Source organism: Halarchaeum nitratireducens, assembly GCF_014647155.1.
In the GTDB taxonomy this organism is placed as follows: Archaea; Halobacteriota; Halobacteria; order Halobacteriales; family Halobacteriaceae; genus Halarchaeum; species Halarchaeum nitratireducens.
Map to the genome: position 1 here is coordinate 84,806 of NZ_BMOQ01000004.1, position 26,310 is coordinate 111,115.

General features: G+C 69.7%; 31 protein-coding genes. 13 read left to right on the forward strand and 18 right to left on the reverse strand.

Annotated features, from left to right (window positions below; translation table 11 throughout):
- Positions 1 to 77 precede the first annotated feature (77 nt).
- The gene (locus IEX91_RS07325) at positions 78 to 788 is read right to left on the reverse strand and encodes a helix-turn-helix domain-containing protein (protein ID WP_188878051.1); all 711 of its coding nucleotides are present in this window, start codon (positions 786 to 788) and stop codon (positions 78 to 80) included.
- Positions 789 to 863: 75 nt separating this feature from the next.
- Positions 864 to 1,430, reverse strand: a complete 567-nt coding sequence (locus IEX91_RS07330) for a transporter (protein WP_188878052.1) — start codon at positions 1,428 to 1,430, stop codon at positions 864 to 866.
- Between the two features lie 135 nt (positions 1,431 to 1,565).
- Here IEX91_RS07330 and IEX91_RS07335 point away from each other — a divergent pair, with 135 nt between their 5' ends.
- Positions 1,566 to 2,549 (forward strand): PQQ-like beta-propeller repeat protein, encoded by a 984-nt coding sequence (locus tag IEX91_RS07335; RefSeq protein ID WP_188878053.1) that lies wholly within the window; start codon positions 1,566 to 1,568, stop codon positions 2,547 to 2,549.
- 154 nt (positions 2,550 to 2,703) lie between these two features.
- The gene (locus IEX91_RS07340) at positions 2,704 to 3,024 is read left to right on the forward strand and encodes an FUN14 domain-containing protein (protein WP_188878054.1); all 321 of its coding nucleotides are present in this window, start codon (positions 2,704 to 2,706) and stop codon (positions 3,022 to 3,024) included.
- A 133-nt stretch (positions 3,025 to 3,157) separates the two neighbouring features.
- On the opposite strand, the gene IEX91_RS07345 is transcribed toward IEX91_RS07340, so the two are convergent.
- The 4 genes from IEX91_RS07345 to IEX91_RS07360 form a co-directional block, all read right to left on the reverse strand.
- Complete coding sequence (locus IEX91_RS07345) at positions 3,158 to 3,883, reverse strand: ribosome assembly factor SBDS (RefSeq protein WP_188878055.1); 726 nt, start codon at positions 3,881 to 3,883, stop codon at positions 3,158 to 3,160.
- A 446-nt stretch (positions 3,884 to 4,329) separates the two neighbouring features.
- A complete protein-coding gene (gene psmA / locus IEX91_RS07350; protein WP_188878056.1) occupies positions 4,330 to 5,109 on the reverse strand; it encodes an archaeal proteasome endopeptidase complex subunit alpha in 780 nt (259 codons plus the stop codon).
- A 6-nt stretch (positions 5,110 to 5,115) separates the two neighbouring features.
- On the reverse strand, positions 5,116 to 5,595 hold the full coding sequence (locus tag IEX91_RS07355) for an Rpp14/Pop5 family protein (RefSeq protein ID WP_188878057.1): 480 nt from the start codon (positions 5,593 to 5,595) through the stop codon (positions 5,116 to 5,118).
- A gap of 18 nt (positions 5,596 to 5,613) precedes the next feature.
- Positions 5,614 to 6,318 carry an RNase P subunit p30 family protein gene (locus IEX91_RS07360; RefSeq protein WP_188878058.1) on the reverse strand — a complete coding sequence of 235 codons (705 nt, stop codon included), beginning with the start codon at positions 6,316 to 6,318 and terminating at the stop codon, positions 5,614 to 5,616.
- 81 nt (positions 6,319 to 6,399) lie between these two features.
- On the opposite strand from IEX91_RS07360, the gene IEX91_RS07365 reads away from it, so the two are divergent.
- Positions 6,400 to 6,588 carry a DUF7501 family protein gene (locus IEX91_RS07365; RefSeq protein WP_188878059.1) on the forward strand — a complete coding sequence of 63 codons (189 nt, stop codon included), beginning with the start codon at positions 6,400 to 6,402 and terminating at the stop codon, positions 6,586 to 6,588.
- Between the two features lie 4 nt (positions 6,589 to 6,592).
- On the opposite strand, the gene IEX91_RS07370 is transcribed toward IEX91_RS07365, so the two are convergent.
- From IEX91_RS07370 to pyrB, 6 genes are all read right to left on the reverse strand, one after another.
- Complete coding sequence (locus IEX91_RS07370) at positions 6,593 to 7,009, reverse strand: RNA-binding protein (RefSeq protein ID WP_188878060.1); 417 nt, start codon at positions 7,007 to 7,009, stop codon at positions 6,593 to 6,595.
- A gap of 55 nt (positions 7,010 to 7,064) precedes the next feature.
- On the reverse strand, positions 7,065 to 7,250 hold the full coding sequence (locus IEX91_RS07375; RefSeq protein WP_188878062.1) for a DUF1918 domain-containing protein: 186 nt from the start codon (positions 7,248 to 7,250) through the stop codon (positions 7,065 to 7,067).
- A gap of 45 nt (positions 7,251 to 7,295) precedes the next feature.
- A complete protein-coding gene (locus IEX91_RS07380; RefSeq protein WP_211086858.1) occupies positions 7,296 to 8,156 on the reverse strand; it encodes a TSUP family transporter in 861 nt (286 codons plus the stop codon).
- Between the two features lie 386 nt (positions 8,157 to 8,542).
- On the reverse strand, positions 8,543 to 9,373 hold the full coding sequence (locus IEX91_RS07385) for a hypothetical protein (protein ID WP_188878063.1): 831 nt from the start codon (positions 9,371 to 9,373) through the stop codon (positions 8,543 to 8,545).
- Positions 9,374 to 9,602: 229 nt separating this feature from the next.
- On the reverse strand, positions 9,603 to 10,067 hold the full coding sequence (pyrI, locus tag IEX91_RS07390; protein WP_188878065.1) for an aspartate carbamoyltransferase regulatory subunit: 465 nt from the start codon (positions 10,065 to 10,067) through the stop codon (positions 9,603 to 9,605).
- Entirely contained in the window at positions 10,064 to 10,987 is a 924-nt protein-coding gene (pyrB, locus tag IEX91_RS07395; RefSeq protein WP_188878067.1) for an aspartate carbamoyltransferase, read from the reverse strand. The genes pyrI and pyrB overlap by 4 nt, the downstream gene beginning before the upstream one ends.
- Positions 10,988 to 11,060: 73 nt before the next feature.
- Between pyrB and IEX91_RS07400 the strand changes: the two genes are divergently transcribed.
- Positions 11,061 to 11,675, forward strand: coding sequence for a nucleotide-binding protein (locus tag IEX91_RS07400; protein WP_188878068.1), 615 nt, complete (start codon positions 11,061 to 11,063; stop codon positions 11,673 to 11,675).
- Positions 11,676 to 11,702: 27 nt separating this feature from the next.
- Positions 11,703 to 12,329: an RAD55 family ATPase gene (locus IEX91_RS07405; RefSeq protein WP_188878070.1), complete on the forward strand. Its 627-nt coding sequence runs from the start codon at positions 11,703 to 11,705 to the stop codon at positions 12,327 to 12,329.
- A gap of 160 nt (positions 12,330 to 12,489) precedes the next feature.
- Here the strand turns inward: IEX91_RS07405 and IEX91_RS07410 are convergent, their stop codons facing one another.
- Both IEX91_RS07410 and IEX91_RS07415 read right to left on the reverse strand, forming a co-directional pair.
- Positions 12,490 to 13,431 carry an FKBP-type peptidyl-prolyl cis-trans isomerase gene (locus IEX91_RS07410; protein ID WP_188878071.1) on the reverse strand — a complete coding sequence of 314 codons (942 nt, stop codon included), beginning with the start codon at positions 13,429 to 13,431 and terminating at the stop codon, positions 12,490 to 12,492.
- A gap of 61 nt (positions 13,432 to 13,492) precedes the next feature.
- Positions 13,493 to 13,696 carry a DUF7511 domain-containing protein gene (locus tag IEX91_RS07415; RefSeq protein ID WP_188878073.1) on the reverse strand — a complete coding sequence of 68 codons (204 nt, stop codon included), beginning with the start codon at positions 13,694 to 13,696 and terminating at the stop codon, positions 13,493 to 13,495.
- A gap of 144 nt (positions 13,697 to 13,840) precedes the next feature.
- Between IEX91_RS07415 and cyaB the strand changes: the two genes are divergently transcribed.
- From cyaB to IEX91_RS07440, 5 genes are all read left to right on the forward strand, one after another.
- Positions 13,841 to 14,368: a class IV adenylate cyclase gene (gene cyaB, locus IEX91_RS07420; RefSeq protein ID WP_188878074.1), complete on the forward strand. Its 528-nt coding sequence runs from the start codon at positions 13,841 to 13,843 to the stop codon at positions 14,366 to 14,368.
- 89 nt (positions 14,369 to 14,457) lie between these two features.
- Positions 14,458 to 15,678 carry a methionine adenosyltransferase gene (locus IEX91_RS07425; protein ID WP_188878075.1) on the forward strand — a complete coding sequence of 407 codons (1,221 nt, stop codon included), beginning with the start codon at positions 14,458 to 14,460 and terminating at the stop codon, positions 15,676 to 15,678.
- Positions 15,679 to 16,048: 370 nt separating this feature from the next.
- On the forward strand, positions 16,049 to 16,369 hold the full coding sequence (locus IEX91_RS07430) for a hypothetical protein (RefSeq protein WP_188878076.1): 321 nt from the start codon (positions 16,049 to 16,051) through the stop codon (positions 16,367 to 16,369).
- Positions 16,370 to 16,441: 72 nt separating this feature from the next.
- Positions 16,442 to 17,656, forward strand: coding sequence for a tRNA sulfurtransferase (locus tag IEX91_RS07435; protein ID WP_188878077.1), 1,215 nt, complete (start codon positions 16,442 to 16,444; stop codon positions 17,654 to 17,656).
- A gap of 66 nt (positions 17,657 to 17,722) precedes the next feature.
- A complete protein-coding gene (locus IEX91_RS07440; protein WP_188878078.1) occupies positions 17,723 to 18,172 on the forward strand; it encodes a DUF5804 family protein in 450 nt (149 codons plus the stop codon).
- A gap of 39 nt (positions 18,173 to 18,211) precedes the next feature.
- On the opposite strand, the gene IEX91_RS07445 is transcribed toward IEX91_RS07440, so the two are convergent.
- Positions 18,212 to 19,108, reverse strand: a complete 897-nt coding sequence (locus IEX91_RS07445) for a hypothetical protein (protein WP_188878079.1) — start codon at positions 19,106 to 19,108, stop codon at positions 18,212 to 18,214.
- Positions 19,109 to 19,250: 142 nt separating this feature from the next.
- On the reverse strand, positions 19,251 to 20,162 hold the full coding sequence (locus IEX91_RS07450) for a PLP-dependent cysteine synthase family protein (protein WP_188878080.1): 912 nt from the start codon (positions 20,160 to 20,162) through the stop codon (positions 19,251 to 19,253).
- A gap of 110 nt (positions 20,163 to 20,272) precedes the next feature.
- Here IEX91_RS07450 and IEX91_RS07455 point away from each other — a divergent pair, with 110 nt between their 5' ends.
- Positions 20,273 to 20,665, forward strand: coding sequence for a TlpA family protein disulfide reductase (locus IEX91_RS07455; RefSeq protein ID WP_188878082.1), 393 nt, complete (start codon positions 20,273 to 20,275; stop codon positions 20,663 to 20,665).
- A 1-nt stretch (position 20,666) separates the two neighbouring features.
- Here the strand turns inward: IEX91_RS07455 and IEX91_RS07460 are convergent, their stop codons facing one another.
- Positions 20,667 to 22,823: a thioredoxin domain-containing protein gene (locus IEX91_RS07460; RefSeq protein ID WP_188878083.1), complete on the reverse strand. Its 2,157-nt coding sequence runs from the start codon at positions 22,821 to 22,823 to the stop codon at positions 20,667 to 20,669.
- A gap of 125 nt (positions 22,824 to 22,948) precedes the next feature.
- On the opposite strand from IEX91_RS07460, the gene purD reads away from it, so the two are divergent.
- Complete coding sequence (gene purD, locus IEX91_RS07465) at positions 22,949 to 24,238, forward strand: phosphoribosylamine--glycine ligase (RefSeq protein ID WP_188878084.1); 1,290 nt, start codon at positions 22,949 to 22,951, stop codon at positions 24,236 to 24,238.
- 90 nt (positions 24,239 to 24,328) lie between these two features.
- A complete protein-coding gene (locus tag IEX91_RS07470) occupies positions 24,329 to 24,781 on the forward strand; it encodes a ferritin-like domain-containing protein (RefSeq protein ID WP_188878085.1) in 453 nt (150 codons plus the stop codon).
- Between the two features lie 111 nt (positions 24,782 to 24,892).
- Here the strand turns inward: IEX91_RS07470 and IEX91_RS07475 are convergent, their stop codons facing one another.
- Entirely contained in the window at positions 24,893 to 26,206 is a 1,314-nt protein-coding gene (locus IEX91_RS07475; protein ID WP_188878086.1) for a 5'-deoxyadenosine deaminase, read from the reverse strand.
- Positions 26,207 to 26,310: the final 104 nt, after the last annotated feature.

Genomic DNA, 26,310 nt, shown 5'->3' on the forward strand with positions numbered 1-26,310 from the left:
GGGCGGAAGCGTGGCGCGGAACGGAACCGGAACCGAGACGCGCCGAGCGCCGGTCGGAACGACGGCGCGCTCGACGCTTAGTCGGCGATCGAGCGGAGCGCGTCGAGCATCTCGTCGACCGGGGTGGTACAGACGGCGAGGGAGAACCCGTCGCGCTGGGCGAGTCGCGGGGCGTGCTCCCAGAGGTCCGCCTCGTCCAGCCCGTGGAGGAGAACGGCGTTCGGCGTCGGGTTGACGACGCGGAGCGCGACGAGCGGCGACTCGCCGCGCGTGACGCCGGTGAAGCCGAGAATGCGGTTCGTCGACTGGCCGTAGAGCCGGTAGAACTCGTCGCTGGTGAGTCGAGTGATGGCCTTGATGCTGTCGATGATGGTGTGTCCGCTCACGCGGTCGCGATCGCCGGAGACGATCTCGGTCGCGCCGATGGCGTCGTAGACGTCCGCGAGCGGGACGGTCGCCGGATACTCGCGGAGGTCGAGGACGACGTCGCTCTCGAAGCCCGCGGAGAGGACGCGGGCGTACTGCCGGATCCGATCGCCGCCACGGCGCTCGTCGATGTCGAGGAGGGCGACGACGAGCCGGGAGACGAGACCGATCCCCGGGCTCTCACGGCGTCCGCTCTCGTAGTCGGAGATGACGGAGGAGGAGACGTCGAGCTGGTCGGCCAGCTCGGTCTGCGAGACGTCGAAGTCGGTGCGCCACTTGCGCAGTGTCGCGCCGGGATCGTCGCTGAGCGTGATCTCGCCCGCGATACGCTCCGCGAGGCCGGCGCGTGCGTCCGAATCCATACGCCCCTCAACCCGATACGTGACCTAATGCGTGTCGGAGCGGGTTCGACAGGTGCCGATACACCCTCGGCCGGCTCAGTCGCTCGTGAGTGCGGCGAGGGCGCCGCCGATGGCCCCGAAAGCGACGGGGTAGACGACGCCGGCGAGGACGAGCCCGAGGGCGACCGCGGGCCCCATCCACGCGCCGTCGGTCGTGACCCGGACGGCGAAGACGCCGATCCACGCCGGGATCGCGTAGCCGAGCGAGACGACGGTCCCGCAGAGTGCGCCGTCGCGGGGCGCGGCGAGGCCGACGTAGCGGACGAGGACGACGCCCGCGACGAGGAGGAACAGCGGCGGGAGGACGTAGAGCAACTGGGGGGCGTTGCCGCTCGCGATGAGGTTCGTCGTCGCCCGCCCGCCGCCGAGCGCCGGGCGCGTGAGGTCGACGAAGTGCGCGTTGTAGAAGAGCCAGCCGACGACCTTCCACGCGGGGATCGCCTGCCCGCCGACGAGTTCGATGATCGCGTTGAGCCCTTCGAGGTTCTCGCGCACCCGGTTCGCCTGCCAGAGGTAGACGACGAGGAACTCGAGAGCGAAGGCGACGGCTCCGGTGACGGCCGCGGGGAGCCACGGGACGGCGCGCGACGTGTCGTGTGCCATGACCCGCACTTCGTCGGGTGGCACGAAAGGCGTTGCGTCGGTTTCGAGCGCCAAACGATCCCGCGGGATACCGGACGCGTGGCGCGCTCGACAGCCACCAAGCTGAAACCGGGTCCGGACGAACCGTCGGACACGATGATCGACGTCTCGCGTCGACGGTTCCTCGGTGCCGCGACCGGAGCCGCGCTCGCGTGGGGGACGACGGGAACCGCGAGCGCCGCCGGAACGGGATCGGGGCGCGACTGGCAGCCGGTGGACTCACCGACCGACCGGGCGCTCCACGGCGTCGCGCGCGCGGGCGATCGGACGTACGCGGTCGGCGGCGGCGGCGTCGTCCTCGAACGCACCTCCGACGCGGGCGAGTGGCGCGTCCTCACGGCGAACGGCCCGGACGGGAACGGATCGAACCTCCACGCCGCCGCGAGTGACGGCGAGCGCGTCTGGATCGTGGGCGCCAGCGGCGCGCTCGCGGTCGTCGACGCCGCGACGGGCGACGTCACCACCCACCGCGCGCCGGACGACGTGACGAATCAGTTCACGAGCGTCGCGCTCGAACCGGGCGACGGGACGAGCGTCTACGTCGCCGATAGCTCCGGGCACGTCCACGTCTCGACCGAGGAGCGCGGGCGCGAGCGCGATTGGACGCACGCGACGCCCGGAAGCGGGGCGGCGATTCGGGACGTGACGGCCGCTGACGGACGCGTCGTCGCGGTCGACTCGAACGGGGACGTCTTCGAGACGCGCGATGGGGCCTCGTGGGACCGGATCGGAATCGACGACGCGGACGCGACGCTGCGCGGTGTCGCCGTCGCCGGCGGAACGGCGCACGCCGTTGGCGGCGCGCTCTACAGCGAGACGGCCGACGGATGGGACGTCGCCGATCCCTGCGAGGCGACGCTCGCCGCCGTCGAAATCGGTTCGTGTGGCTGCGTCTCCGCCGTCGGGGCCGACGGAGCCGTCCTCCACCGACCCGGACGCGACATCCCTGCGGGGGCGACGCTGGCGAGATGGCTCGGGCGTTGGGAGACGACGCGACCCGTCCAGACGGAACTCGACGCGCTCGTCCTCGGCACACCGGCTATCGCCGTCGGGGCAAACGGCACGATCATCGAGCGCTGACGACTCGACGCGACAGTGGGCGACGCGCGTCCCCCGTTCTCGATCGACGGTCGACGGGCGACGCCGCCCGAGCGACCCCCGGACCCCGAACGGGCGGCGATCGGAGACGACGCGGCTCCACAAGAGTGATGCCCCGAGGCGACCCAGCGACCGTATGGCTCTCAGTATCGATCCCGGTCAACTCGGGCTCCACTTCGGCTCCGGTGCCGTCATCGGCGGCGTCACGGGGTTCGCCGCGAAGAAGGTCGCGAAGCTCATCGCCGTCCTCATCGGCATCGAGCTCGCCCTCTTCGCCTTCCTCGAATCGCGCGGGATCCTCGTCGTGAAGTGGGACCGCCTCAGCGCCGGCCTCCTCAGCGCCGGTCAAGACGCCGCGTCGTCGACGCCGCCCTCGTGGCTGATGTCGATCCTCTCGACGCTCTCCATCTCCGCCGGCTTCACCGGCGGGTTCCTCGTCGGCTTCCGAAAGGGGTAGGCCGAGCACGTCCGCGATCCGCGAGTCCGGAACGTCGGCCGCGTCGTGCGGTCTCGACCGTACCCGTGTCCTTTCTCGCCGCCGTGACGCTCCCTCGATCGATCGCGCGCCGATCGGTCACCTCGTTGATCGATCAGCGCGTTCGCAGGTCGTCCTTGTCCTTGATGACGCGCGTCTCCCCCTCGCCGCTCGTGACCTCCGCGACGAGGTCGTAGAGCTCGTTTCGCATCCCCGCGGGGAAGGTGAGGACGCCGACCCACGAGCCGTCCGACTGCCACTCCTCGCGTTCGAGCTCGCCGAACTCCCGGATCTGCGCCTGGCCGGAGCCCGCGTAATCCGCGGGGAGGCTGACCGCGACCGTCACCTCCTCGAAGCGGATCGGGATGACCGGCCGGAGCGCGTCGAGCGCGTCGTCGACCTGCGCCTCCACGGGTTCCATCGGGTCGACCGTGAACCCCGCCTGTTCGAGCGCGGACTCGATGCGCTCCGGCGGGTGGGGCGCGTTGTCCATCTGCGGGTTCACGGCGTTGCGCGCGATGGTGTTGACGAGCTGTCTGCGCTTTCGCTCCTGCATCTCCTCGCGTTGCTCGGCCGTGATCTGGATCTCACCCCGCTCGATGACCTCGGGGATGATCTCCATCGGATCCGTCGTCCCGAAGACGGTCTCCAAGTCCTCCTCCGCGGGCCGATCGCCCCGCGAGGCGTTCTCGAAGACGTCGCGCGCGGCGATGACGTCCTCCAGTTCGCCATCGAACTCCCCGCGCTTGATGGCGAGTGCGGCGTCCGGGTCGACGAGCACCTCGAAGCGCTCGCCGTGCGACTCCAAACGGGCCGTCACGGCCTCGTCGAGCGAAATCATGTCCGACAGTTGCGGCGGACGGTTGAAGGCCTTTCCGGGGAAGACGTGATTCCGGAGGAGCCACGAGTACGCGAGCGGTGAAACCGCGAGTCATGAGCGGCGCGATTCCATCCTCCGGTACGGATATGACAGGGGCGTTCAAACGGTCGACCGCTGGCGCAGTTGCGCCAGCGAGAGACATGTCTGTAGGTTTGCTTTCGATTTTGGCGGTTTTGCTAGCTCTGTTTGGAAGGTCGCTGTTCCTCCTCAATAGCGTCCGTGACAACTGGGACACGCTGGATATGGAGATTGATATATTCAGATTCGTTCGTTTCCAGTTGCGTGCCAGTCGTTCCGACGGGGACTGAAGCCGCTCGGAAGACTGGGGCCCACCGGGGGCCGTTTCGTGGTCTCGTCTCAGAGCGTCGCCACTCCGCGGTCTGAAAAAACGGGGGAGGTGTGGTGGGTTATTCGGACTGCTCGTCCGCGTCCGCGTCCGCGTCGCCCTCGTCGTCCTCAGCGAGGAGGTCGTTCTCGACGAGGTACTCCTCGATCTCGTCGTTGGTGAGCTCGATGAACGAGCCGGATTCGGCGTCCACGGTGGCGACGCCGATCCCCTCAGGCGTCAGGCCGTCCTCGTGGACCTCGCCGAGGCCGGCGAGTGCGAGGCCGACGGCGTCTTCCAGTGCGACGTCCTCGCTGTACTCGTCTTCGAGGTGCTGTTGGATGTCGTCGCGGCCCGACCCGATAGCGAGCGCCTTCCACTCGTTGGGCGTGCCCGAGGGATCGGTCTCGTAGAGACGGGGTTCGCCGTCCTCGATGCCGCCGATGAGGAGCGCGACGCCGAACGGGCGCGCACCGCCGACCTGCGTGTACTGCTGGATGTGGTCGGTGATGTCCTTCGTGAGGCTCTCGACGCCGATCGGCTCGTCGTAGCGCACGCGGTTGACCTGCGAGTCGCGGCGCGCGAAGTCGATGAGCTGGCGGGCGTCGGCGACGTGCCCCGCGGACGCGATGCCGATGTGGTTGTCGGCCTTGTGGATCTTCTCGACGCTCGTCTCCTCCATCAGGGGCGAGCGGATGCGCTTGTCGACGACGAGCACCACGCCGTCCTTCGCGCGGACGCCGATCGAGGCCGATCCGCGCTTGACGGCCTCACGCGCGTACTCGACCTGATAGAGTCGGCCGTCGGGTGAGAAGATAGTGATACCTCGGTCGTACGCTTGCTGTTGGGCTTGTCCCTGCATGATGTGTCACTCCAAATCAGCGCGAGTCGCGCCCACGAACCCACCGTCGACGGTGACGTCGACCAGGCCGTCGCGGCTGACGGCCTGTGCGGTGGCGTTCCTGAACACGACGGCTTCCTCTGCCGAATTTTCACGCGCGCGTCCTAAATACCTTTCTTCACCGGCACGGACCGTGCCCGAGACGCCCCGTACGCGGACCCCTACGGGGTCGTCGCGCACGGCGTCGACGCACGCGAGCGCCGCCCGCGCTTCCGAGACGTACCCCCGGCGCGCGCGGACGACCGCCTCGCCCTCCCCGGCGTCGAACTCGTAGCTGAGGACGCGGAGGTCGGCGTCCGCGCTCGCGGCGTCCCCGAGGAGGTTCTGGGCGGCGAACCAGACGCTCCGCTGGAAGTCCCGCCGGGAGACGTCGGCGTTCGGCCACGCCTCGATCCCCACGAGGAGGTAGCGCCAGCGCGGGCGGAGGTGTTTCGGGAGGTGTTTCACGGTTTCCCCGCGCGTCCCTCAGCGCTCCGTGTCATGTCGTCCGCGTTCGAGCCCCGGCGCAATGAAGTCGGCGGAGCGCCGCCGGCGGTTCCGCTCGGCGAGGACGCCCCACTCCGCGAGGCCGGCCTCGATCGCCGCGGCATCGAAGCCGATCGCTTCGCCGAGCGCCCGGAGCTCCCGCGGTGCGCGCATCTGGAGGTGCGACCTCGGCGACCCCGAGACGACGTAGGGGACGTCGTACTGCTCGACGAGCTCGCGGAGCTTTCGGAGGCCGCGCAGCGCCTGCACGCGCGGGCCGCCGGACGCGCGCAACACGTCCCCGAGGTCGAACTCCACGCGGACGTCGTGGTCGGCCGCGGCCCGCGCGATGACGTGGTTGACGTCGCCCCGTCCCGCCATCGGCTTCGTCAGGACGTCGACGCGCTCCTCCTCGGCGGCGAAGCGGTTGAGCTTCGGCGTACCGCCGCGCACGCAGAGCACGGTGTGCGCGCGACGCGCTTCGCTCAGCGGCCCGCTGGCGCCGGTCGGATCGTCGGCGACGACCTCCGTGGCGTCCACGACGTCGACGTCGTGCGCCTCGCGGACGGCTGTCGCGTCGAACGCCGGGTCGGCCTCTTCGGTGTTCCGGACGACGACGCCGTCGAACCCCTGCCGGGCCGCCGTCGCGGCGAAACGCCGGACCGTGCTCTCCCCGTCCGGCGTCGCGGTGACCGCCTCGTACATACGGACGGGGACGCGCGGCGCGCGCTAAAGCGGTGCGGTCTCACCGCTACGGTTTTGACGGTTCGTGCCGAACGTTCCCACGTGACAGACGCCGACCCGACCGACGTCGACTGGGAGGACCCCGAGCGTTGCCCGTGGTGCGGCGCCGCCGTCCGCGACGGCGGCGCGGGCTTCATCGAACACGTCGAGGAGCACCCCGACTGCGCGGCCGCCTTCGAGACGTGGCGCGAGAACATCGCCGACGACATCGGTGGCGAGTGGACGTCCTGAAGCGTCAGGCGAGCGCCTCGCGGGCGTTCTCCACCGCGGCCTCGCGCGTCGCCGGGTACGCCTCGACCTTCGCGCGAAAGGAGATGCCCTCACCGAGTCGGCTCTCGCCGCCGAACGCGGCCTGCTTGTCGAGGTGCGCCATGAACGCGCAGTTCTCGTTCACCCGCTGGTCGAGTTCCTCGCGCAGGCGGTCGACGTCCGCGCCGTCGCGCAGGCGGTCGAGGACGTGGCGGATCCCGTCCGCGTTCTCGACGCGGGCCGACAGCACCACGATCCGATCGCCGTTGTGTCCGGTGCTCTCCGCGCGCTGGACCTCGAACTCCTCGGGGAGGAAGTGTCTGAGCGCGCGCTCGACGCGCGCCTCGTCCTCCGTGTCGTAACAGAACGTGCGCAGGTCGACGTAGTGGAAGGGGACGCTCATGGGCGTTCGGACGCGCCCGAGCGGCAAAAGGGTACGACTCTCGGGGTCGGTGCGACTAGTCCTCGCCGGCGGCTTCGAGGTTGTCCTCGGGGACGCCCTGCTCCTGTCCGTCCTCGAAGGCGACGGTGTAGTTCGCGTCGCCGAACATCGTCTCGACCTTCTGCGTGATCTCGCCGGTCTCGCCGTCGAACTCGCTGTGCTCGTCGTGGAGGACCACGGAATCGCCTTCTTCGAAGCTCATACTCCGCGTTCGGTGTGGGCCACGCAAAAGCGCCCCGATTCCCCCTCAGGACCCGAGGAGCCGACGGGCGACCGCCGGCCCCGTCTTCCGGAGGATGTTCAGGCTGATGACGACGAGCATCGCCGTCACGACCCAGTCGAAGCGACGCTCGTCGAAGCCGACCCGGCGCAGCGCCGTTCCGGCGAGCAGGCCGACGAGCGTCACGACCGCGAGCGCGCAGCCCAACCAGAGTCGATACGTCGTCAGGAGGTCAGTGAAGAACGCCATCTGGACGATCCGCGCCGTGAAGACGACCGTGAACACCATTGAGAGCCCGCCGATGTAGCGCTCGCGGTCGCGCTCGAACGTGTGGAGGTAGGCGGGGAGGAGCGGCCCGAGGTTCGCCACCGCGAGGAAGAACCCCTCCAAGAGCCCGAAGAGCCCGAGCAACACCGGGTGGTGCGCGCCCTCCACGACGACGAACGACGTCGCCACCTGATAGGCCGCGTAACCGAGCAGGATCACGCCGATAACGAACGGGACGAGCGGTCCCGTCGAGACCGACGCGAGGACGTAGACGCCGACGACGCTCCCGACGAGCGCGAGCGCGACGAGCTGCCACTCGCGTCTAACGTAGGCGAGGCCGGTGTTCGTCTCGCCCACCTGGAAGACGTTGATCATCCACGGGGGGATCGCCAACACGACGACGGCCATCGTCGGATCGATCACGGACGCGAATATCGGCGTCGTGATGAGCGCGTAACCGAAGCCGACCGCGCCCTTCACCGCGCCCGCGATCACCGCGACGACGAGTAGGAACGCGAACAGGAGGGGCGTCACACCGCCCTGAATCCCCCTCGCCACGCTCTCCGTCCCCGGGAAGAGGACGACGCTCCCGGCGAACACGGCGAGCGCCGCGAACGCCATCAGCAGCTCCCGGTACCGCAGCTCTCGGAGGTTCCTAACGAACGTCGCCGCGCGGGTCGCCGAACTCACCATCTCTCTGTGGCTCACCGTACGCGTTCGGGACGGGAAACCCCCTCAGAGCAGGCGATCACCGCGCGAAGCCGCGACGGGATTCGTCGACCGGATCAGTGGTCTGTATCGCTGTTCGGGGCCGCTCAGACGCCTACGACCGCGCGCGCACTCGTCGCCGGTCCCGGAGAGTATTGCGACGCCGCGGACCCCACAGCACCTCGCTTCGATCGACGCTCGCGTTCGGGCCGCCCGGGACGTCTCGGGGGAACGATGTCCGCGGCACTCGCTGGTCGCGTCGCCCCGGGTTCGACGCTCTCGCCCGCGAGGCTGTCACGCTACCCCCACTCGACGCCGTCTCGCGCCTCGGCGTCCCAGCGTCGCAACACCGCCCGGGCGTTCCCCGAGTGGTAGCCGAAGTAGACGCCGTCGGCCTGCGCTTCGACCGTCTCGGCCGCGGCCGCGAGCGCGTCCACGTCGGGGTCGACCGCGTAGAGCTCGACGCCGAGGCGAGCGTCGAGGTCCGTCAATCGGTCCGCGAAGCCGGAGGCGAGGCTCTCCAGCCAGTACGTCGTCCCGTACGCCGTGTCGTAGAGCGGGACGACGAACTCGTCGACGTGCGCGGCGAGCGCTTCGAGGTCGATCCCCGAGCGCGCGAACAGGTGCCCCGGATACGGGTCGGGGTGGAGCGTGAGGTAGAGATCGCCGGGGACGCGCTCGGCCGCCCCCGCGACGAACGACGTGAGCACCGACGCACGCCACGCCGCCCACTCGTCGTACTCGCTCTCCGCGAACGCCCCCTCGCAGCGCTCGCAGTGACAGAAACCGGGGCCGGGAAAGCCGACCTCGTCGAGACGGACGTCGCCGCTCGCGCGCGTGCACGCCTCGATCACCTCGTAGAGTCCGTTTCGGTACCCCTCGTCGCTCGGGCAGACGTGCCCCGAATCGAGGTCCGGGTGGTCCGTCGTCGCGGGCCGCCCCGACGAATCGACGGCGACGGCGTCGTCCTCGGTCGCGGCGCTCGCCGTATCGGCGAAACAGGAGACGAGGTTGACGGCGCCCTCGACGGGTTCGCCGTGCTGGCCGGTGACGCGTTTGACCTCGTAGAATCCGACGTCGAACTCCGACCACTCGATCTCCTCGGCGTTCCGCGTGACGATACCGTACATGTACACGGATCGGGGACCCGGCCGCCTAAAGCGTTCGTTCCGCCGAGGAGCGTACCGATCGGGCGCCGATCAGTCGATACGGTCGATGTCGTCCTCGGGTGCGCCACCCGCGACGAGCTTGTAGACGAGGACGATCAGGACCAGTGCCAGGGCGAGCTTGATGGACGTGCGCATATCCACTCGCTACACGTCGGGCCACTATACCTTTTCGGGACGCCGGTCTGGCGTCTCAGACGGCGAGGTGGTCGGTGATCTCCTCGCGGACGATCGTCTCGCAGTACGCACAGCGGACCCCCTCGTCGAGGACGTCGAAACGGGTCTCGACCGGCTCGCCGGCGTTCGTGATGCAGTGGCGGTTCGGACAGCTGAGGAGCCCGGCGACCTGCTCGGGGGGTTCGATCTCGGTCTTCTCCGCGACCTCGTACTCCCGGACGATGTTGACCGTCGCGTCGGGCGCGATGAGCGAGAGGACGTCGAGTTCGGCCTGGCTCATCTCGCGGCCCTCGACTTTCACGATGTCCTTGTGTCCCATCGTCTCGCTCGGCACGTTCATCCCGAGGCTGACGCCCTCGCCACCGCTCCCATCGATACCGAGGATGGCGAGAACGTGGAGGGCCTCGCCGGCCGGCACGTGGTCGATGACGGTCCCGTCGCGGATCTTCGAGATGCGGAGTTCGGTGTCCGTCCCCGTCATTCCGCGTCACCCCCCTCTCGGAGCAGGAGATCGAGCAGCGCCATCCGCACCGGGACGCCGTTGTGCGCTTGCTCGAAGTAGGTCGCGTTCGGCGACGCGTCGATCTCCGGGTCGATCTCGTCGATCCGCGGGAGCGGATGCATCACGGCAAGGTCGTCCGACGCGGCCCCGAGCGTCTCCGCGTCGATCCGGTATTCGCCCGCCACCTTCTCGTACTCCTCCTCGTCCGGGAAGCGCTCGCGCTGGATCCGCGTCACGTAGAGCACGTCGAGCTCGGGGAGGACGGCGTCGAGGTCGTCGTGCTCGCGGACGTTCGCCCCGGCCTCGTGGAGGTCGTAGCGGACGGATCGCGGCAGCCGGAGGCTCTCCGGGCTGATGAAGTGCTGACGGACGTCGAAGTTCGTCAGCGCGTGCGCGAGCGAGTGGACCGTTCGCCCGTACTTCAGATCGCCCATGACTCCGATCGTGAGATCGTCGAGACCCGCGTTCTCATCGATCGTGTAGAGATCGAGGAGCGTCTGACTCGGGTGGTGGCCCGCGCCGTCGCCCGCGTTCACGAGCGGAACGTCGACGAACTCGCTCGCCATCCGCGCCGCGCCCTGACTCGGGTGTCGGAGAACGATCCCGTCCGCGTACCCCTCGACGACGCGGGCGGTGTCCGCGAGCGACTCGCCCTTCTTCACCGACGAGTCCTCGACCGCCCCCATGTCGATGACGTCGCCGCCGAGGCGCTTCGCCGCGGTCTCGAAGCTCATCTTCGTCCGCGTGCTCGGCTCGAAAAAGCAGAGCGCGAGCAGCGCGCCGGGGTGCCGGTCCGCGTGCGCGGCGGGATCGTCCGCGAACTCCCGCGCGCGCGCTAAGACCGCCTCGATGTCCGCCCGCGAGAGCTGTTTCGCGGTCAGCAGGTGGTCGTGGCGCATCGTCACTACACCCGCGCGGGGACGCCTTGAAGCTCCCGAACCTTTGTATCGGATGGGGGCGCCACCCGTGGGCATGCTTGCCATCGCGGGCGGGAAGGGCGGCGTCGGAAAGACCACGACGGCGCTCTGCCTCGCGGACGCCTACGTGCGCCGCCGCCGTCGACCGCTCGCCGTCGACGCCGACCGCGGGATGCCGAACTGCCACCTCTACGCGGGGACCGCGGGTGAGCGCGGCGTCGCCGACATCGCCGCCGGCGTCCCCATCGATGCGGCCGCCGAACCCGCGGCGGCCCCGCCCGGCGTCGACGTGCTCGCCGGGGGCGATGCCGACCCCGAAACGTACCTCGACGCGCTCCCGGCCGATCGGCCGGTGATCCTCGACACCGCCGCCGCCGGCGCGGGCGCGGACGTCGGCGCGGCCCTCGCCGCCGCCGACGCCGCCGTCGTGGTCGCGACCCCCGACCGGGACGCCGTCCGAGACGGGCTGAAGAGCGCCGCGCTCGCTCGGGCGCTCGGCACGCCCGTCGTCGCGTGCGTCGTCGTCGCAACCGCGGGCGACGTGACCGGGATCGAGCGCGTCGTCGAGGCGCTCACCGCGCCCGTACCCGCCGCCCGTGACCCGCTCACCGACGTGGCCGTGGCAGTCGCTCACGGCCGCGTCGCGGGGGTTATCGGTCCGAACGCTTAACAATACGATCGCCCCTATTTGAGTAGCATGGCGGATCGGCTCCCCACGGGAATCGACGTGCTCGACCGGAAGCTCGGCGGTGGGCTCCCGGCCGGGAGCCTCGTCGTCTACGAGTCGCCGCCGGCGAGTCAAGGGGAGCTGTTACTCCACGAGTTCGCCGCCGCCCGCGACACCCTCTACCTGACCGCCGACCGGACCGAGGACGCCGTCGTCGACGCCTTCGAGGACGCCGCCGTCCCACCGGAGACCCCCGACGTCCGCTACCTGGCGAGCGACTCCCCGCTCGACGACGGGCGCCGGCTCTTCCGGAACGTTGGCGAGAGCGAGACGCTCATCGTCGATCCCGTCGACGCCCTCGAACGGAGCGATCGCGCCCGCTACGAGACCTTCCTCTCCGAGCTCCAGAACCACATGCACAACACGGGGAGCGTCGCCGTCCTCCACGGCCTCCGCGGGGGCTACGTCCCCGAACTCCGCGACACGACGATCCACATCGCGGACGTCACCTTCCGCCTGCGCACCGAGATCTCCGGCGGAGACGTCGAGAACTCACTCTCGGTCCTGAAGTTCCGCGGCGGGAACGCACTCGACGAGACGATCAAGCTCAACCTCGGCGACCGCGTCGGGATCGACACCTCGCGCGACATCGCCTGACGCGTCGCTCGCCGCTCGTCCGCGTCGATAGAAGGGCACGCTGGGGGGCCGGCGTACGATCGCCGTCAGCGCCCGTTACTCCGCCGTCTCCGCGCAACGACGGGACTCCTCACGGGTCGTGCCTCCCCGCTCGGTAGTCCGTCGTTCCCCTAGAACGACGTTATTCCTCGTCGAGCTCGTCGACGATTTCGTCCGCGTCGACGTCCGCGTCCTCGAGGGCGTCCTCGATGTCGCCGAGGTCCTCCTCGCCGCCGCCCATGCCGCCCATCATACCGCCCATACCGCCCATCATGCCGCCCATGCCGGCGCCGTCGATGACCTCCTGGACGATGACCCGATCGACGTCGATCTGGTCCATGACCTGCTGGAGGATCTGCTGTTTGCCCATCATCCACTGCTGATTGAACTGGAGCTGCGGGCTCTGCTCGATGTACAGCGTCTCCTTCTCGACGGTCTCCGTCTCGAACTCGGGCTCGGCGTCCTCGTCCTCGCTCTCGACTTCGACCTCCTCCTCGACCTCGTCCGTCTCGATGTGCATGTCGAGGTCGACGTCGAAGTACATGCTGAGGAGGCCCTGGGCCTTCTCGACGCGGTCCGTGACCTCGCCGATGACCTCGTACTGGTACTCGATGTCCTGACCGGCGAGCATGTGGTTGAAGTCGACGCGCGCGCGTCCGCCGATGATCGTCTCGACGTGGCCGTGCTGGCCCTCGATGTCGACGTGCGCGCCGGGGTAGCGGTCGTCCTCCGGGATCTTCTCGGCGCTCACGGTGCGGACCTCGCTCTCGTCGTACTCGCCGAAGGCGTCGGCCGCGGGGACGACGACGGTCCCGGTGTCGCCGACCTCCTTGCCGATGATGTCGTCCTCGACCGGCTCGAAGATGTGGCCCTCGCCGAGCACGATCGTACGCGGAGCGAACTCCTGCTCGTCGGTGTCGACGCCCTCCTCCTCGGCGACCTCCTGATCGGTCGTGTCGACGAGGTCGCCGTCCTCGACGGTGCGTGCGGTGTACGCGAGTTCGATGAAGTCGCCCGCCTGAAGCCCCTCGGACTCCTCGGCGTCTGTGTCGTCGGCTGCCTCGGCCTCTTGCTGGTCGCTCATACGCACACGGACACCCGTTCGACCCTTAAGAATCACGTTTCTACCGCGCGAGCCGAACCGGTCAGCGCATGCTTTCGAGGTCGCGGACCACGCTCGCGTTCACGGAGAGCCACGTCGTCAGCCGAGTCGCCTCGTCGGCGTCGTCAGGGTAACACGTACAGCGATCCGGACCGCGCTCCTGTCGGACGACGACCGATTCGAGCGCGTACTCGGGAGCGGGGACGGTCGGACGCGGCGCGTCGCCGGCGGCGGAGTCTGCTGACATCCCACCTGTGAGTGGACCGTCACCGGATAAGAAGCCTGCTAAGAGGGGTACGGATCCCTCAATAGTCGCCCGTCCCACCGGCGTCCCGCCGGCGCGCCGAGCCGTTTCGGACGCCTTTTCACCGCGCCCACCGACGCCTCGCCCATGTACGAAGTCGAGGTGAAGGTGCCCGCGGACCACGGCGACGTCCGCGACGCCCTGGAGTCGGCGGGCGCGGAGCGCGGGGAGACGGTCGAACAGGTCGACACCTATTACGACGCGCCGCACCGCGACTTCGCGGAGACGGACGAGGCCCTCCGTGTCAGACGCGTGACGGACGACGAGGGCGAGCGCGCCCGGATCACCTACAAGGGACCGAAGGTCGACAGCGAGTCGAAGGCCCGCGAGGAAGTCGAGACCGGCGTCGAGGACGGTGCGGACGCCGGCGCGATCTTCGAGGGCGTCGGTTTCACGCCCGCCGCGACGGTCGAGAAGACCCGGACCTACTACGCCTACGACGGCTACACCGTCGTCCTCGACGACGTGAGCGGCCTCGGACAGTTCGTCGAGGTCGAACGCGAGAGCGAGGACGTCGAGGCCGCCCGCGAGGGCGCGTTCGACGTCCTGCGTCGCCTCGGTCTCGACCCGAGCGACCAGATCCGGGCCTCCTACCTCGGCCTCCTCTTGGAGTAGTCCGCGCGACGATCCCATAACCGCAGAGCATATTCGACGACGCTTTCGTTTCCGCAAGTTATAGAACCGCCGACGGCCAAACGTGGCCAATGACCGAGCGGAACATCCGCGTCCAGCCGATTGACCGCGGGGCCGTCGAGGACGAGACCGTCGAGATCGTCGAGCGAAAGGGGGTCGGCCACCCCGACTCCATCTGCGACGGCGTCGCCGAACACGTCTCCGAGGCCCTCGCGCAGGCCTACCTCGATCGCGTCGGGAAGGTCCTCCACTACAACACCGACGAGACGCAACTCGTCGCCGGCACCGCCGCGCCCGCCTTCGGCGGCGGCGAGGTCATCGAGCCCGTCTACCTCCTCGTCGTCGGACGCGCCACGAAACACTACGTCGACGAGACGGGCACGGAACACCACATCCCCGTCGACGCCATCGCCCTCGAGGCCGCCCGCGACTACCTCCGCGAGACGCTCCCCGCTCTCGACCTCGAAACCGACATCGTCGTCGACGTCCGCCTCGGCGAGGGTTCCGGCGACCTCCAGGAGGTCTTCGGCGAGGACGAACGCCACGTCCCCGAGGCGAACGACACCTCCTTCGGCGTCGGCCACGCGCCCCTCACCGAGACGGAGAAGCTCGTCTTCGAAACCGAACGCCACCTCAACGGCCCCTATCACGCTGAGCACCCCGCGATCGGACAGGACGTGAAGGTCATGGGCAAACGCGAGGGCGACCACATCGACCTCACCGTCGCCGTCGCGCTCGTCGACCGCCACGTCCCCGACATCGACGCCTACGAGGCCGAGATCGAGGGCGTCCGCGAGACCGTCGCGGCCCTCGCCGACGACCACACAGACCGCGACGTCACCGTCCACGTCAACACCGCCGACGACTACGAGGAGGGCTCCGTTTACCTCACCGTCACCGGCACCAGCGCCGAACAGGGCGACGACGGATCGGTGGGGCGGGGCAACCGCGCGAACGGCCTCATCACCCCGAACCGCTCGATGAGCATGGAGGCCACGTCGGGTAAGAACCCGGTCAACCACATCGGGAAGATCTACAACCTCCTCTCCACCCAGATCGCGGAGAGCGTCGTCGACGACGTCGAGGGCATCCGGGATCTTCGAGTCCGACTCCTCAGCCAGATCGGCCGCCCGATCGACCAACCCCACGTCGCCGACGTCCACGTCGTCACCGACGAGGGCGTCGCCATCGCCGACATCGAGGCCGACGTCCGCGAGATCGTCGACGCCGAACTCGCCGACGTCACCTCCATCACCCAGCGCGTCATCGACGGCGAGCTCACCACGTTCTAACGGACTTTTTGCAGCGCTTGAACGCGCCTCCAGCGCGCTCTGCGCTCGCAAAACCTCCACTGAAAGCGCGGCGTGACCCCTACGGGGTCACTTGCGCCTCGCGACTGAGTCGCGAGTGAACCGCGCGACTACCGGGTCCTACCGGACCGCTCGTCGCGCGGACGCTAGCCCCGGGCACGGTTCATCGCTTGTCGTCGTAGGAGTACCGGTCCATCCGTGCGCGTACCGACCGGGAATCGGTCACTGACCGGTCACGTGGATCGCGTTTTAGGTAACTCGTCGTGTTGGGTACCGTCTGTCGGATAGTATACCGCTACGACAGAAGTTACGGGCAGACCTCACGGAGAATCTGCTCGTCAGCGGTGTTGCTGTGGTACTTGCCGTCGTCGCGTTCGCCGTCCTCTTCTCGCTCGGCGTGCCGTTTATCGTGCTGTTCGGGTGTGTTCTCGCTATTGGGACGTTCGTCCCACGGATCTACGAGGAGTATTGGCCGAGTACACGGGGCCGCGGATTCCGGATCGGGTGGACGGTCCTGATGGCCGTCGTCACGACGGCGATCATCCTCGTCGTGTACGAAGCGACGCTCCCATTCCTCTCACGCCGATATGCCGCCATCGTCGCGGTCGTCATCACACCGCTCGCCCAGTACGCTCTCGCCGCACTCGTCGCGGGACGGCGATGGCCGGTGTGAGTGCCTCGTCCCCGATCAGTGAGGGGACCGGGAAGCGACGTTTCTTTACTCCGCGCGCTCGTTTCGCGCAGTATGCATCCGCCGGACGCCGACGCCGTGCTCGTCCGCCACGGCGACGTCGGCATCAAGAGCCGCTCCGTCCAGACGCGCATGGAGGAGCGCCTCGTCGAGGACCTCCGGGCGCACCTCGACGCGCGCGCGATCGACGGCCGCGTCGCCCGCGAGTACGGTCGGCTCGTGATCCACACCGCGGACGTCGAGGCGGCGACCGCCGCCGCAACGGACACCTTCGGCGTCGTGTCGGCCAGCCCCGCGCGGATCGTCGACGCCTCCCTCGACGCGATCACGGACGCGCTGGCGGCGACCGCGCGCGAGCGCTACCACGGCGGGACGTTCGGCGTCGACGCGCGCCGCGCCGGCGAACACGACTTCGGGAGCCACGACATCGGCCGCGAGGGCGGACAGGCCGTCTGGGAGGCCGTCGAGGACGACTTCGACCCCGCGGTGGACCTCGACGATCCCGACCGCACCTTCGGCGTGGAGTGTCGGGACGCGCGGGCGTTCGTCTTCCTCGAAGAACGCGACGGCCCGGGCGGGATGCCGCTCGGGACGCAGGAGCCGCTCGTCGCGCTCGTTTCCGGTGGTATCGACTCGCCCGTCGCCGCGTGGCTGGCGATGAAGCGCGGCGCGCCCGTCGTGCCCGTCTACCTCGATCTCGGACCGTACGGCGGCGCCGACCACGAGGCCCGGGCCGTCGAGACCGTCCGGCACCTCGCCAAGTGGGCGCCCGGACGCGACCTCGACGTCCGGCGCGTCCCCGCCGGCGAGGCCGTCGAGCGACTCGACGCCGAGGTCGGCAACACCCGGATGCTCTCCTTCCGGCGTTTCATGTACCGCGTCGCCGAGCGCGTCGCCCGCGACGTCGGCGCGGTCGGCATCGTCACCGGCGAAGCCGTCGGCCAGAAGTCGAGTCAGACCACCGCGAACATGGCCGCCGTCGCGGGCGCGAGCGACCTCCCGGTCCATCGGCCGCTGCTCTCGTGGGACAAACAGGATGTCGTCGCACGGGCCCGCGACCTCGGGACGTACCGCGACGCCACGATGAACGTCGGCTGCGACCGCCTCGCCCCTGCCCAGCCCGCGACCGCCGCGAGCGCCGAGCGGGTCGTCGCCGCCGAGCCGGACGACCTCCTCGACCTCGCCGAGGCCGCCGCCGACGCGCGCGACGTCGTCCCGGTCGATCCGATCGCCGTCGAACCGGACCCGGAACCGGAGGTGTCGCCGTGACCGCGTCCTGCGTGGCTCCCGACGGACCGAACAAAGTGGCCGGGCGGCCGAATCCGGGTGTCTCCCGTGACTGAGGTCTGCATCGTCGGGAAGGACGACGTCACGCTCCCCGACGACCTCTACGCCTACGAGACGGCCTACCGCGCGCTCGCCACCTACGACCCGACGTTCCTGTGGGAGAACGCGCTCGTCGTCGAGACGATCAGCTTGGGGACGGCGGTGTCGCTCCTCAACGATCTCGACTGGTACCTCGCGCGCGTCGCCGCCGACGCGTTCGTCCGCGATCCGAGCGTCAGCGAGACGGAGTGGCTCTCTCGCCCCCTCGCCCGCAAACTCCGCGACGGCGGCGGCGACCCCGAGGAGCGCGTGAACCGACTCACGGTCTACGGCGTCGCGGACGGGCGTCTCGTCGATCCCACGATGGTCCTCCGGGGCGACGCCCAGGAAGGGACGTACGAGCGCCCCGAGTACGACGACACCGTCGTGGTGCGCGTCACCAAAGAGGAGTTCTTCTGAACCGCGCGCGTCTCGGGGCGCGTTGCGTCGCGTCGTCCGTCAGTGCTCGTCGTCGAACTGCACGTAGCTGAGATCCGCCCAGTAGACGGTGTCGTCGTAGCGGACGATCCACGAGCCGCGCGTCTCCTCGCGCTGTACGGCGTCGTCGTCGTGCGCCCGGAAGCGTTCGAGGACGCCGCGGAAGGCCGTGTCGTCGGTGTCCTCGGCGTAGTAGCTCCCGTTGATGGCCTCGGAGACGACGGCGCGTTCGCTCTCGTTGAGTCCGTCGAGCGTGAACAGGTGCTCGTCCTTCAACTGCCGGGCGTAGGCGTCGGCGTCGTCAGCGACGACCGTCGACGTGTAGCGATACGTGTTGAACGTGACGTCGTGGGTGTTACTGACGCGAATCGGATACGCGTCGCCCTCGTAGACGACGGCGTCGTACTCCTGCGTGGGGACGAGGACGGAGCGGTTGGCTTCGGCGTCGGTGTACGTCCCGTCGGTCCCGAGGTCGTAGCCCTCCGTGCGTCGGTTGTCGCCCGGCGGGAAGAGCATGTCGAGGGCGCGCTGATCGGATTCGGGGAGGTCGTCGTACGCTATCCGGTTCGCGGAGACGTTCGAGGCGTTGTAGTCGACTTCGATGTCGACGCCGGTCGCCTCGCGCTCCCCGACGATCGTCCACGAGAGGTCGTAGTACGACCCCCGGTACGCGAACGGCAAGCCCGCCTCGACGGGTTCGTGTCGGTCCTCGATGGTCGCGGAGCCGTTCCGGATGGCGTCGCGAATCATCCGAGCTTCGGGGTCCGGTTCGGCCTCGTCGGTGGGCGCGTCTCGACTCGCGTGATCGACGAGCTCGGCGTTCGAGACCGGGTCCATCGAGATGCTTCCGGCAGCCGAGCAGCCAGCGAGCAGTACCAGCGGGAGAAGGGCGGCGAGCACGATGACGTGTCGGCGCATACGCATTCTCGTGTGAGGCGGGTGGAATAACTTTCGCAGACTCAAAGCGCGACTTGAGCCGGTCCGCAGGTGACGGGGTCGGTGCGCACGCGACCCCGGGGTTTTGCGTGCGAGACGGCGACGCCGTCGCACGGCGAACGGGTCAGTCGAAGACGCCCGCCGTCAGGTAGCGCTCCCCGCTGTCCCAGAACATCGTCACGATGAGGGGCTCTTCGTCGTCGTCGGCCTCGTAGGCGTAGCGCTCGGCGACGCGCTGGGCGACGAGCGAGACGGCGCCGGAGGACTGGCCGACGAGGACGCCCTGCTCGCGCGCGAGACTGCGACACTCGGCCTCGGCGTCGTCGATGTCGACGGTCTCGATGGTGTCAATGACCTCGACGTCGAGGATGTCGGAGACGAATCCCGGACCCATCCCCTGGAAGGCGTCCTCGCCGGGCTCCTCGCCGGAGAGGACGGCGTTCCCCTCCGGTTCGACGGCGACGACCTCCATGTCGGGGAACTCCTCTCGGAGGCGGTGGCTCGTGCCGGTGATCGTACCACCAGTACCGACGGCGGCGACGAAGGCGTCGATGTCGCGTCCCTCGACCTGTTCGAGGATCTCCTCGGCGGTCGTGCGGTAGTGCGCGCGCGGGTTCGCGTCGTTCTCGAACTGCCGGATGGGGTAGGCGTCGGTCTCGGCGGCGATCTCGGCGGCGCGCTCGTTCGCGTCCGTCATCGACCCCTCGACGAGCTCGAGGTCGGCGCCGTAGGCCCGCAGGAGGTTCCGGCGCTCCTGTGACATGTCGGCGGGCATGACGATGGTGAGGTCGTAGCCGCGCGCGGCGGAGACGACGGCGAGGCCGATGCCGGTGTTCCCGCTCGTCGCCTCGACGATGCGATCGCCCGGGGAGAGGTCGCCGGACTCCTCGGCGGCCAACACCATCTCGCGGGCCGGGCGGTCCTTCGCGGAGCCACCGGGGTTGAACGACTCGACCTTCGCGGCGATTGTCGCGCCCTCGGGCGACGGGACGCGGAGGAGCGGCGTCCCGATGGCGTCGAGGATGCTGTCGATCATCACGCCGTGGTACGCGTGAGGGGGTTAAACCGATGGCGCTCGCGGCCGCCGACTCGGCGAGCGTCCCCCGGGGCGGGGGCGTTAAGCCCGTCGAGCGTCTACGGGCGCGTATGTCCGACCACCGACTCGAGACGATGAACCCCAACCCGGCGTGGGACGCCAACGCGTACGAAGACACCGTCGAGACGTGGCGACGCCTCAGCGACGACGTGACCGTGAAGGTGTGGGGCGGCGACTGGTGTGGCGACTGCCGCGGGCAACTCCCCGACTTCGCGGCCGCCCTGGAGGCCGCGGGCGTCGAGGACGTCGAGCACTACCCCGTCGAGCGCGTCGACGGCGAGAAGCAGGGCCCCGGCGTCGAGGAGTACGGCATCGAACTCATCCCGACCGTCGTCGTCGAAGACGCGGAGGGGACGGAGCTCGCGCGCTTCGTCGAGGAGGAGGACCGACCGATCGCGGTCTGGCTCGCCGAGCGCCTCGACGAACTCGAGGCGTCCGCCTGAGCTAGCGGTACTCTTCTAGCCACTCGGTGAGCGCGTCGGTGTCCGTGACCGGCGGCGAGCACGCGCGCCGGCAGACGTACGCGGTCGGGCCGTCGTCGGTTCGCGGGTCGCGTTGCTCTCCGCTCGAACGTTCAGCGGCGTCCGCGGGTCGCCGCCCGCGCCCCGTCCAGATCGGCGGCGCCTCGTCGAGGCCCAGCCGGTCGAGCCAGCCGTCGAGGCCGTCGGCCGTCGGCGGACGCCGCGAGAGCAGGCGGTCGGGGAGGTAGCGCGCGGCGACCGCCTCGCGCCACGCGTCGGGTATCTCGTCGGCCGCGACGGTCACTTCGAGGTGGCCGCGTTCGCGCGTGTCGGCGGCGAGCGCGAGCGACGGATGCGTGAGCGCTCGCGTCTCGATCGTCTCGGCGTGCGTGGCGAGCACGGCGTCCGCGACGTCCCGATACCCGCCCTCGGGTCGGAACGCCGCGAGCGCGTCGAGCACGGAGACGGCGACGCCGGTCGGCGACGGCGTCGACCTGTCCGCGAGCTCCTGCGGGCGCGCGAGGAGTTCCTCGCCGCTCGCCGGCGTGAAGTAGAGCGTCCCCTCGCTCTCGTCCCAGTGCTCGGCCACGAGCGCGTCCGCGAGATCGCACGCGAACGCGAGGTGCGCGACGTCGCCCGTCGCCTCGTAGGTCGTCAGCGCGCCCGCCGCCAGGAAGGCGTAGTCTTCGAGGTAGCCGTCGCCCTTCGCGTCGCCGTCCGCGTAGCGTCGCGCGAGCCGTCCTCTCTCCGCGTCCCAGAGGTGTTCGCGGACGAAGTCGAGGGCGTCGGCGGCGCGCGCCGCGTAATCCGCGTCGAGGACGATCCCCGCCTCCGCGAACGCGCGGATCGCCAGCCCGTTCCACGCGCCGATCACCTTCTCGTCGCGCGCCGGCCGCGTCCGCTCGGTGCGCGCCGCGTAGACCTGCGCGTGCGCGCGGTCGAGGCGCTCGCGCGCCTCGCCCTCGTCCATCCCGAGCTCGTCGGCGATGTCCGCGAGGTCGCGCCGGCGGGTGAAGACGCTCGCCCCCTCGAAGTTCCCCGACTGCGTCACGCCGTAGTACGCGCCGAAGACGGTGGCGTCCGTCGGGTCGTCGACCGCGTCGCTCACCTCGTCGAGCGTCCAGACGTAGAAGGCCCCCTCCTCGCCCCCGCTCCGGGCGTCGAGCGTGCTGTAGAAGCCCCCGTCGGGGTGGGAGAGCTCGTCGGCGACGAAGTCGAGCGCGCCCGCCGCGACCGTCCGGTAGCGCTCCGCGCCGGTGTGCTGGTACGCGGCGAGGTACGCCCGCGGGAGCTCGGCGTTGTCGTAGAGCATCTTCTCGAAGTGCGGCACCGTCCAGTCGCGGTCGACGCAGTAGCGGTGGAACCCCCCGCCGAGCTGGTCGTAGAGGCCGCCGTTCGCCATCGCGTCCAGCGTCTCCGTGGCGACCGCCTCGGCCTCGTCGTCGCCCCGCGCGGCGGCGCGCAGGAGGACGTGGAGGCGACCGGGCTGGGGGAACTTCTGGCCGCCGCCCCATCCGCCGTGTTCGCGGTCGGCGCGCTCGACGGCGGCGCTCGCGGCGGCGTCGAGGGCGTCGCTCCCCGGCGGTTCCGCGTCCGCGTCCGCGTCCGCGTCCGGGACGGCCTCGACCTCGCCCTCCAGTGCGCTCGCCCACTGGTCGGCGCGCGATTCGATCGCCTCGCGATCTGTCTCCCAGCGCTCGTGGAGGGATCGGAGCACGTCGAGGAACCCCGGCTGATCCCCGCTCGACTCGCGCGGGAAGTACGTCCCGACGTAAAACGGTCGCTTGTCGGGGGTGAGCCAGACGGAGAGCGGCCACCCGCCGCCGCCCGTCGCCAACTGCGCCACGGTCATGTAGAGGTCGTCGACGTCCGGGCGCTCCTCCCGGTCGACCTTGACGGGGACGAAGTGCTCGTTGAGATACGCGGCGACGGTCTCGTCCTCGAAGGACTCCTCGGCCATCACGTGACACCAGTGACAGGCCGAGTAGCCGATGGAGAGGAAGACCGGCACGTCGCGCTCCTCGGCGGCCGAGAAGGCCGGGTCGTCCCACGGCTGCCAGTTGACGGGGTTGTCCGCGTGTTGCTGGAGATACGGACTCGCCTCCGCGTCGAGGCGATTCTGGTCCGTCGGATCGTTCATGGGCGGTGGTTGGGCCGGAAGCGGGTAAAGGATCGTGCGTCGGCGGCCGCTCGTACCCACGTCCGTGTACACTTCTGCCGTCTGTAAGAGCAACGTTTACACCCCTGTGCTTTCTCGATTCGCCCATGTCCGAGACCGTCCTGCTGATCGGTGGCGGCGGCCGCGAACACGCCATCGCGCGCGCGCTCGCCGACGACTGTGACCTCTACGCCTGCGCGTCGAACCGGAACCCGGGTATCGCCTCGCTCGCCGAGTCGGTCGAGACGGTGGACGAGAGCGACCCCGACGCCGTCGTCGACTACGCGACGGCGATCGACGCCGACCTCGCCGTCGTCGGCCCGGAGGGACCGCTCGCGGCCGGCGTCGTGGACGCCCTCGAAGACGCCGGCGTCTACGCCTTCGGCCCGACGCAGGCCGACGCGCGCATCGAGACGGACAAGCAGTTCCAGCGCGAGTTCATGGCCGAGAACGACGTCCCCGGGACGCCGTGGTTCGAGACGTTCGACGACGCCGGCGCGGCCGCGGACTATGTCGAGGCGTTGGCGGACGAGGGCGAGGACGCGGCGGTCAAGCCCGCGGGCCTCACCGGCGGGAAGGGCGTGCGCGTCACGGGCGATCAGGTGACGCACGCGGAAGCCGCCGACTACGTCCGCGAGAGCGGCCACGACGAGTGGGTGATCGAGGAGCGCCTCGTCGGCGAGGAGTTCACCGTGCAGGCGTTCGTCGCCGACGGCGAGGTGCGCCCGACGCTCGCCGTGCAGGACCACAAGCGCGCCTACGAGGGCGACGAGGGGCCCAACACTGGGGGGATGGGGAGTTACAGCGGCGTCGGCGCGACGCTCCCGTTCATGACCGAAGAGGACTACGACGACGCCGTGGCGATCATCGAGGCCGTCGTCGCGGCGCTCGACGACTATCGAGGCGTCCTCTACGGGCAGTTCATGCTCACCGCCGAGGGACCGCGGGTCGTCGAGTTCAACGCGCGCTTCGGCGACCCCGAGGCGATGAACACCCTCGCCGTGCTCGAAACGCCGTTCATCGACGTCCTCACGGCGGGCCGCGACGGCGACGCGCTCCCGACGCTCGACTTCACGGGCGAGGCGACCGTCTGTAAGTACGCCGTCCCCGAAGGGTACCCCACGGACCCCGAAGCGGGCGCCGAGGTGACGCTCGACGAGTCGAGCGTCGGCGACGCTCTGCTCTTCTACGCGAGCGTCGACGCCCGCGCGGACGGCATCTACACGACGACGTCGCGCTCCTTCGCCGTCGTCGGTCGCGGCGACACGATCGAGGCCGCCGAGTCGCAGGCCGCCGCCGCGCTCTCCGGCCTCGGCGCGGGATTCCGCGTCCGCCACGACGTCGGCAAAGCGGCCCTCGTGCGCCAGCGCGTCGATCACATGGACGAGCTGCGCTGAGCAACTGCTCGACGCCGCGAGCGTTCCAGTTCGTGGCCTCGTTCGGCGGCGGCCCGTACTTATAGGTAGGTGCCGGGTGAAGCAACACCCATGGCAGAAGACGAAGTCATCCGACTGCTGAAAAAGGCGTATCAGGACGAGATCGAGACGGTCATGAACTACATGACGAACTCCATCGTCCTTGACGGCGTCCGTGCCGAGGAGATCAAGGAGTCCCTGCAGGCGGACATCCAGGAGGAGCTCGGGCACGCGGAGGAGCTCGGCAACCGCCTGAAACAACTCGACGAGTCACCGCCCGGCTCTGGAGTGTTCGAGGCGACGCAGGACACCCTCCAGCCACCCGAAGACACGACGGACGTCGTCTCCGTCATTGAGGGCGTTCTGGACGCCGAGAACGACGCCATCGATACGTACCGGGACCTCGTGCACGCCGCCGGCGACGCGGACGACCCGGTCACCGAGGATCTCGCGACCACCATTCTCGCGGACGAGGAGGCCCACCGCACCGAGTTCCGCGGCTACCGCAAGGAGTACAAGCAGTAGACTCCGCGGAGGCCATCGGGAACGTCCTCGAAACGTGCCGCACGCCACTCGCACTCACTTCTTTGACCCAGCGTTCGCGCAGCGTCGGTGCCACGCCTCGCAGGGAACGTCTCAAGCCTGACTCGGCGCGCCGTCGATCGCCGCGGCGTGCTCGCGCGCCCGCTCCCGGACCGCGTCGGCATCGACGTGCGGGAAGTCGCCCCGATCGTAGCGCACGCGCCCGTCGACCATCGTGAAGGCGACGTCGTCGCCGTGCGCGGCGTAGACGAGGTGCGAGCACACGTCGTGGATCGGCGTCGCGCGCGTTAGATCCGTGTCGATGCCGACGACGTCCGCCTTCCATCCCTCCCGGAGTTTTCCCACCTTCTCGAAGCCCGCGGCACGCGCGCCGTTGCGCGTCGCCATCTCGAACACCGTCGTTGCGGGGAGCGCGGTCGGATCGAGGTCGTCGACCTTCCCGAGCAGACTCGCCTGTCGCATCTCCGTGAAGGCGTCGAGCGTATTGTTACAGGGCGGCCCGTCGTTGCCGAGCGCGACGTTGATCCCCCGATCCACGTAGTCGCGGATCGGCGCGATCCCGGAGGCGAGCTTCATGTTCGAGGACGGACAGTGCGTGACGTGCGTCCCCGTCTCCGCGAGGAGTTCGCGCTCCGACTCGTCCGTCCAGACGCAGTGCGCGAGCACGACGTCCTCGCCCGTCAGTCCGACCTCGTCGAGCCAGTGGAGGTTGCGCATCCCGGTGTCCTCCTCGACCGTCTCGATCTCGCCGCGGTTCTCGCTCGCGTGCGTGTGGATGCGGACGCCGTCGTGGCGATCAGCGAGGTGGCGTGCGCCGCGAAGACATTCTTCCGTGCAGGAGACGGCGAAACGTGGCGTCACCGCGTAACGGATCCGGTCGTCGTACGCGCCGTGATAGCGCTCGATGAGGCGCTCGGACTCGGCGAGTGCGGCCGTCGCGTCCTCCTCCAAGGCCGCGGGCGAGCGCTGATCCATCAACACCTTCCCGAGGCGCGCGCGGATCCCCGTCTCGCCCGCGGCCGCGATGGCCCGCTCGGCGTGGTTGACCGAAAGGTGATCGATCACGGTCGTCGTCCCGCTCTCCAGACACTCGAGATAGCCCAACTGGGCGGCGACCGCCATACCGTCCGCGTCGAGAGCCGCCTCCATCGGGAGGACGGACTCGAAGAGCCAGTCGAGCAGTTCGGTGTCGTCCGCGATCCCGCGACCCAAACTCTGGACGGAATGGACGTGCCCGCCGACGAGGCCGGGCGCGACGATACCGAACTCGCGGTGCTCGTGGTCAGGGTAGGCCTCCGCGAGGTCGGCCCGTTCCCCGACCGCGGTGATCCGGTCTCCCTCGACTACGACGCCGCCGTCGTCGACGACCGTCTCGGCGTCCGCCACGACGGTTCCTGTGAGTAGCATCCGCACAGTCGTCCGACCGCCAGCACCACCTGTCTTTCCCTCCCACCCGCTCGCGCGACCGCCGACACCGGCGACGCCGGCGGCGAGCCGAACCGTTATCGGAC